Annotated in this window: 7 protein-coding genes and 1 pseudogene; 2 read left to right on the forward strand and 6 right to left on the reverse strand. The window is 73.0% G+C overall.

The window, feature by feature from the left end; all coding sequences use genetic code 11:
• The 5 genes and pseudogenes from ACFRAR_RS37125 to ACFRAR_RS37145 all read right to left on the reverse strand — a co-directional run.
• Nucleotides 1-308: pseudogene (locus ACFRAR_RS37125) on the reverse strand (hypothetical protein); the annotation flags it as partial.
• Nucleotides 309-345: 37 nt separating this feature from the next.
• A complete protein-coding gene (locus ACFRAR_RS37130; protein WP_380704585.1) occupies nucleotides 346-1,440 on the reverse strand; it encodes a class E sortase in 1,095 nt (364 codons plus the stop codon).
• 5 nt (nucleotides 1,441-1,445) lie between these two features.
• Nucleotides 1,446-2,108, reverse strand: a complete 663-nt coding sequence (locus ACFRAR_RS37135) for an aminodeoxychorismate/anthranilate synthase component II (RefSeq protein ID WP_380704587.1) — start codon at nucleotides 2,106-2,108, stop codon at nucleotides 1,446-1,448.
• 54 nt (nucleotides 2,109-2,162) lie between these two features.
• Entirely contained in the window at nucleotides 2,163-2,345 is a 183-nt protein-coding gene (locus ACFRAR_RS37140) for a hypothetical protein (protein ID WP_380704589.1), read from the reverse strand.
• Nucleotides 2,346-2,414: 69 nt separating this feature from the next.
• Nucleotides 2,415-3,179, reverse strand: coding sequence for a DUF881 domain-containing protein (locus ACFRAR_RS37145; RefSeq protein WP_380704591.1), 765 nt, complete (start codon nucleotides 3,177-3,179; stop codon nucleotides 2,415-2,417).
• Between the two features lie 170 nt (nucleotides 3,180-3,349).
• On the opposite strand from ACFRAR_RS37145, the gene crgA reads away from it, so the two are divergent.
• Nucleotides 3,350-3,598, forward strand: a complete 249-nt coding sequence (crgA, locus tag ACFRAR_RS37150; RefSeq protein ID WP_380704593.1) for a cell division protein CrgA — start codon at nucleotides 3,350-3,352, stop codon at nucleotides 3,596-3,598.
• 337 nt (nucleotides 3,599-3,935) lie between these two features.
• Here crgA and ACFRAR_RS37155 read toward each other — a convergent pair whose 3' ends face one another.
• Nucleotides 3,936-4,829, reverse strand: a complete 894-nt coding sequence (locus ACFRAR_RS37155; protein WP_380704595.1) for a rhomboid family intramembrane serine protease — start codon at nucleotides 4,827-4,829, stop codon at nucleotides 3,936-3,938.
• Between the two features lie 224 nt (nucleotides 4,830-5,053).
• Here ACFRAR_RS37155 and ACFRAR_RS37160 point away from each other — a divergent pair, with 224 nt between their 5' ends.
• Nucleotides 5,054-5,770 carry a DUF5324 family protein gene (locus tag ACFRAR_RS37160; RefSeq protein ID WP_380704597.1) on the forward strand — a complete coding sequence of 239 codons (717 nt, stop codon included), beginning with the start codon at nucleotides 5,054-5,056 and terminating at the stop codon, nucleotides 5,768-5,770.
• The last annotated feature ends 92 nt before the right edge of the window (nucleotides 5,771-5,862 follow it).

Genomic DNA, 5,862 nt, shown 5'->3' on the forward strand with positions numbered 1-5,862 from the left:
CCGGCGGACGGGCCGGCCCCGGGGGCCGGGGCGGTGCCGGGCGCGGCCGGCGGGCCGGCGGTCGGGCCCGCGGCCCAGCTGCCGCGCAGCCGGTCGGCGGCCTCCGAGGCCGAGCGGTCCGCCTGCACGTTGGTCCACCACAGCGAGTAGGCCACGAACAGGCCGAGCACCAGGCCCATCGTGATCAGCAGTTCGCCGAACACCCCGAGCGCGACCAGCGCCCGGCTCCGCCTCCGCCCGCCCGGGGGCGGAGGCGGCGGAAAGGCTTCCTCCACGGGTACGGCCGACTGCTCCGTGTCGTCCTGCATCTGCGCTGCTCCCCCTCCGGACCGGGCGGCAGGGCGGCTACTGCCCGCCCGTGATCGCGGCCGGCTTGCCCTGGGCGCGCGGCCGTTCCTCGATCATCTTGCCAAAAACGATGAGACGGAACTTGGAGGTGAACTCCGGGGTGCAGGTCGTCAACGTGATGTAGCGGCCCGGGCCGGCGTACCCGGCGCCGTTCGGCACCGGCTTGATCACGCTCACGTTGTTGGGGGAGGTCTCCGGGATGCCCCCGGTGACCTCGTAGGTGTAGTAGCCCGCCGCGGTCTCCACCACGATCTTGTCGCCCTTGCCGAGCTCGTTGATGTACCGGAACGGCTCGCCGTGGGTGTTGCGGTGGGCGGCCAGCGCGAAGTTGCCCGCCTTGTCGGCCGGCATCCCGGTGCCCGCGTAGTGGCCGACCAGGCCCTTGTCGAGCACGGCCGACTTGGAGGTGCCCTCGGCGATCGGGAACTTCAGCCCCAGCTTGGGCAGGTGGACGATGGCGAAGCCCTTGCCGGGCTCGAAGACCTCGGGCTTGTTCGGGTCGGGGGCCGGCTGCCCGGGCTGCGCGGGCGGCGGCGCCGCGTCGAACTGCTGCTCCAGCCGGTTGCGGGCCCCGTCGGCGGCCGCGTCGGCCTGCACGTTGGTCCACCAGAGCTGGTACGCGACGAAGAGCAGCATCACCAGGCCGAGCGTGATGCACAGTTCGCCGACGCCCCGGGCGGCCACCACCAGCGGGGACTCCTTGGGGCGCGCCCGCCCGGCCGCACGGCTCTTCGCGCGGCGCCGTCCGTTGCCGGAGCGCAGCGAGGTGCGGCCCTGGGCGGCACGGCGGCGCTCCGCGCGGCCTCCGGTGGGCGGGGCGGGTTCGTCGGTCGGCGCGCCGGTGCCGAGGTCGGCGGGCAGCCGCAGCTGGAGAGTCTGGTCGGGCAGCCAGGGGTACTCGGGCCCGTCCACGATGGGCTCCTGGGCCTGCTCGTACACGCCCCAGGCGTCCTCGGGCACGGCCTGCACCGGGTACCCCGGCTGGTGCGGCGCGCCGCCGGAGCCGTCGTCCCGGTGCCCGCCGTACTGCTGCATGGTGCCGTACGGATCCGCCTCCGGCTGGAAGCGCCCGTCCGGACGCAGCGCGGTCACGCCGGTCAGCCCCGGCCGATCACCGGGGCGAGCCCGGCCGACCGGTCGACCGCCTGGGGGAAGCCGCACTCCGCCAGCCAGTTGGCGAGCATCCGGTGCCCGCCCTCGGTGAGCACCGACTCGGGGTGGAACTGCACACCCTCGACCAGCAGTTCACGGTGCCTCAGGCCCATGATCACGCCGCTCTCGGTGCGCGCGGTGACCACCAACTCGGCCGGTACGGTGGCCGGCTCGACCGCGAGCGAGTGGTAGCGGGTCGCGGTCAGCGGCGAGGGCAGGCCCGCGAACACCCCGCCGTCCTCGTGCTCGACCGGCGAGGTCTTGCCGTGCAGCAGCTCCGGTGCCCGGCCGACCACCGCGCCGTACGCGGCCGCGATCGACTGGAGGCCCAGGCAGACGCCGAACACCGGCAGCCCGATCCGCGCGCAGTGGTGCACCATGTCGATGCAGACCCCGGCCTCCTCCGGGCCGCCCGGTCCGGGGGAGAGCAGCACGCCGTCGAAGCCCTCCGCGCCGTCGCGGCGGACGGCGTGGTCGACCGTCACCTCGTCGTTGCGCAGCACCTCGCAGGTGGCGCCGAGCTGGTACAGGTACTGCACCAGGTTGAAGACGAAGCTGTCGTAGTTGTCCACCACCAGGATGCGGGGCGGGGTCGGCGGGGTCGTCATGCGCGCGTGGTCTCCGTGGGTGCGGTGCTGGAAGGGGGTGCCGGGCCCGGCGGCTCAGCCGGCCGCGGCGCCGTCGCCGCCGCCGTCCACCGTGACGTCGCCGAAGGGGAGCAGCGGTTCCGCCCACGGGAAGACGTAGGTGAAGAGGACGTAGACGATCCCCAGCACGAGGAGCAGCGAGACGACGGCCCGGACCAGGGTGTTACCCGGGAGGTGACGCCAGATCCAGCCGTACATGGTGCTCCCTCGACGTAGCGGACTGGGGTCAAGAGTAGACCCGCCACCCGCGGCCGCGGGGCAGGTCCGTTACTGCCGTCCGTCCGCGGAGCGCAGCTCGGTGGTGCCGGAGTACCCGGGCAGGGTCAGCTCCCCGCTCTCCTGGACCTTCCAGCCCAGCCCGTAGGCCTGGACGTACTGGAGGTAGTTGCGGATCGTCGGGTCCGCCTCGACGGCCGAGCGCAGCGCGTCGGTCTTCCCCACGGCCTTGACCACGTACGGCGGGGAGTAGACCCGGCCCTGGAGCAGCAGCGTGTTGCCGACGCAGCGGACGGCGCTGGTGGAGATCAGCCGCTGGTCCATCACCTGCACCCCCTCGGCGCCGCCCCGCCACAGCGCGTTGACCACGGCCTGGATGTCCTGCTGGTGGATGACCAGGTCGTTGACGCCGGGTTCGGGCACCCCGGGGATGCGGGCGGTGGCGTTCGGCGGGGCGTCGTTGAGGGTGACGGTCAGCCCGCCGCCCTGGAGCGCCTCGAGGGCGGCACCGGAGCGCAGCCCGCCCAGCTGGGCGGCGTCGGCCGGGTCGTGGCCCTGCTGCTCGGTGAGCTCCTGGGCGCGGTCCTGGAGGTCGGCGAGCTGGGACTGCGCCTGCTGGTTCTGCGCGCTGCGCTGGCGGACCACGTCGCCGAGGCTGAGCAGCGAGTTGTCGGTCCGCAGGTCGGTGCCGCGGGCGGTCTGCGCGCTGATGTAGAAGAGCAGACCGGCGAGCGCGAAGACGGCGCAGGTCAGGGCACGTCCGACAATTCGGGTGCCGGAGCGGCGGGTACCGGCCGACTCAGGGGGAATCGACAAATTAGTCACCGTACCCTTATCTCCTCAAGACCCGCCGAGCCACTACGCTAACGGACGCCGGTGGCATGCGGCGGAGCGGTCCCCAGGGCGTTCTCCCCGCAGTCGGCGCCGGCAGACTCGCCCGCTGCACGTCCGCGCGGTCTCACAGCGCATCGACAGGAGAGCTCCTCGTGCCGAAGTCCCGACTCCGCAAGAAGTCCGACTACACCCCGCCGACCACGGCCACGGTGAAGATCAGTTCGGGCCGTAGTTGGGTCGCGCCGCTGATGCTGGCGATGTTCCTGATCGGGCTGGTGTGGATCGTCACCTACTACGTGACCAGCGGCAGCTACCCGGTCGAGAGCTGGCGGAACTGGAACATCCTGGTCGGCTTTGGCTTCATCGCCGCCGGCTTCGGCGTCTCCACCCAGTGGAAGTGACGGCCCGACCGTCCTGAGGCTCGGATTCGAGCCGCTCCCCGCCGCTTCGGACCGCTCGACCCGAGGCGGCGGTCAGGCGTGTCCGGAGGCGGCCGGAGGGCCGCCCGGTCATCCCCATCATCAGACTGTCCTGCTTATCCACATGGTTATCCACACTGGGGAAAAGTCCCCCCAGCCTGTGGATAACTTTTCCGGCCGCGGCTTTCCACAGCTGTGCACAACCGCCCGGAAACGGGAGGACCGCACAGCAGGACACGCGTAGAACAACAGTCCACCACCGGGTGGTCGCACAGCCTGTGCACAGCCCCGCACCCGCTGTGGACAAACGTCCGAGAGGTCAGGCCCCGTACAGGGCCATCCCGGTCAGCAGCATCCCCGCCTCGACGGCGACCGCACCCGCCACCGCCAGCGCCTGGACCAGGCCGCGACGCTCCCGCGGGGCGTACATCAGGCCGGCCGCGGTCAGCGAGCCGAGCAGCAGCCCGCCGAGGTGCGCCCGCCAGTCGATGCCCGGGCGGGAGAAGGTGACGATCAGGTTGAAGACCAGGAACGCCATCGCCGGGCCGAGCGGGCCCCGGTTCCGCAGTTGCATCACGATCGTGGCGCCGATCAGCCCGAAGATCGCCCCGGAGGCGCCCACCGAGTTCATCCAGTCGCCGGCCACCACGAAGGCGAAGGCGCTGCCGCCCAGGCCGGAGAGCAGGTAGAGGGCCAGGAAACGCAGCCGGCCGAGCGCCTGCTCCAGCGACGGGCCGAGCCAGAACAGCACCAGCATGTTCATCCCGACGTGCCACCACTCCAGGTGCAGGAAGGTGGCGGTCAGCAGCCGGTACCACTGGTGCGGGCCGTCGGCGATCCCCGCCGGACCGCCGAGGATGTCCCGTCCGGCGCTGAACAGCGACCAGGTCTGGCCCAGCCGCGGGGTGAGCACGTAGGCCGCCAGCACCCAGACCACGATGTTGATCCCGATCAGCGCCCGGGTGACCAGCCCGCCGTCGGCGGTCGGCGCGCCACCGAACCGGGTGGTCGCCTGCCGCGCCCCGGCGTGACCGGCACCGACGCACTCCGGGCACTGGAAGCCCACCGAGGCGGCCACCATGCACTGCGGGCAGATCGGCCGCTCACAACGGGTGCAGGAGATCCCGGTGGGGGTCTGCGGGTGCCGGTGGCAGCCGGGCGGTCCGGCCTCCGGGGACCGATCGGCCGACGACCGCGACTCGTCCGGGAGCATCAGCGGGGTCCCCTTCCCGTACACGACCTCCGAAGCCGCCAGCCTACTGCCGCCCCGCCGCTCCCGACCCCGCTCCCCCGCCGCTGGCCGCCCCTGGCCGCCCCTGGCCGCCCCGCGGGGGCCCACGCCCGGCCCATCCCGACATGCCTCCCGACAAATCAGGATGCATGATCAGCATTCAGGTGGATATGTGCATAAAGGACGCCACCCAGGAGGAGAGACTCGTGAGCTTTTCGGATTCGGCCCGAGAGACGGCCACCAGGACCCGGGACACCGCCGCACAGTTCGCGGACGGCGCCAAACAGCGCCTCGGCCCGGCCTTGGACGCCTTCGGCCCGAAGGCCTCCCAGGCCGCCCACAACCTCCGCGTCCAGTACGACCGGCACCTGGCCCCCCAGTTCGGCCAGGCCTTCGCCAGTCTGTCGCCAGAGGCCCAGCAGAACACCCTGAAGGCCCTCCACCGGGCCCAGGAGGCCGCTCTGGCGGCCCGCCTGTCCGCCACCCGGGCCGCCGACCAGACGCGCGCCACCGTCGGCCCCAGGGTCGCCCAGGCGGTCGATCAGGCCCGCACCACCGTCGGCCCGATGGCCCAGGAGGCCCAGGCCCGCGGCGCCGCCGCGCTGACCGCCCTCCAGGGCAACGTCAGCTCGGCCGAGATCAGCGAGCTCGCCGCCCGGAACGCCAGGAAGGAGCGCTGCAACCGCCTGGCCACCGGCCTCGCCGTGGCCGGCCTGCTGGCGATCGGCAGCGGCGTCGTGGCCTGGCAGTGGTGGCGGCGGCACAGCAACCCGGAGTGGCTGGTCGAGCCCTCGGCGCCGCAGGAGCCCCGGCCGGCCGGCGCCCACGCCGCCTCCGCCCCGGTGAACGGCTCCGGAGCCGCCGAGGCCCCGGTCACCGAGACCGACGGCCCCGCCGCCGAGAACGGCCCCGAGTCGCCCTGACCGCGCGGAGATCCCCGTGAAAGCCGATCGGCCGCCGACCGGACATACCGGGCCGGGGGGGCGGGGGGACCGCGGGGATATGTGGTGCAAAT

The sequence above is a fragment of the Kitasatospora sp. NPDC056651 genome, assembly GCF_042792155.1.
In the GTDB taxonomy this organism is placed as follows: domain Bacteria; phylum Actinomycetota; class Actinomycetes; order Streptomycetales; family Streptomycetaceae; genus Kitasatospora.